The sequence below is a fragment of the Carboxylicivirga longa genome, assembly GCF_050589825.1.
GTDB lineage: Bacteria > Bacteroidota > Bacteroidia > Bacteroidales > Marinilabiliaceae > Carboxylicivirga > Carboxylicivirga longa.
Genome location: NZ_JBNGOZ010000083.1, coordinates 1 through 551, shown reverse-complemented (window position 1 = coordinate 551; position 551 = coordinate 1). Strand labels below are relative to the sequence as shown.

The following is a 551-nucleotide window of genomic DNA, read 5'->3' as shown; positions in this document are numbered from 1 at the left end:
CAACGGCCTGCCGCATGGTGCGTAAGGCGAATTAACCTTACAAACTTTCCAAAATGAGCGGAGCCAAAGCGCATATTTTGTTTTACTTTTCATTTTAAAGCCAAATCTGCGATTTGGCGTTGCTTGCCGAAGCCGTGAACCTTCCAAAACTCGCTAAACGCCTTATGCACTATTGCGGTTTGTTGGGTGGCGTTATTTCTTAATTATTTCACCAATTTGGTTAATAGCATATTCTGTCTTATTCACTTTAGATTCTTTAATGCCAATAGTTTCATCATTTTCGTCCATGTCAAACGTGGTAGTAGAATCAATTCTCGAAATTTGCAATGTCTCGCTGATTTTGCAATATGAAGATGAGTAAAAGTCATAATCTCTTCCGCAATAACCGTCGAAAAATCCAAAATTTGAAATTTTTGTTGCATTTGAGTCATAAGTCACAATGAATGGATATATATAATCTGCTGGATATAAATAAATGACAGCAATGACATTCTCATTGATTGAAAATTTACCATATATACCTGCTCCCTCTGGTCTAAATTTATTGATTA

The 551-nt window shown here is 35.9% G+C and carries 1 protein-coding gene; it reads right to left on the bottom strand.

Annotated features, from left to right (window positions below):
- Nucleotides 1–192: 192 nt before the first annotated feature.
- The coding region (locus ACRD7A_RS19130; protein WP_430817970.1) for a hypothetical protein at nt 193–551 on the bottom strand (359 nt) is incomplete at its 5' end.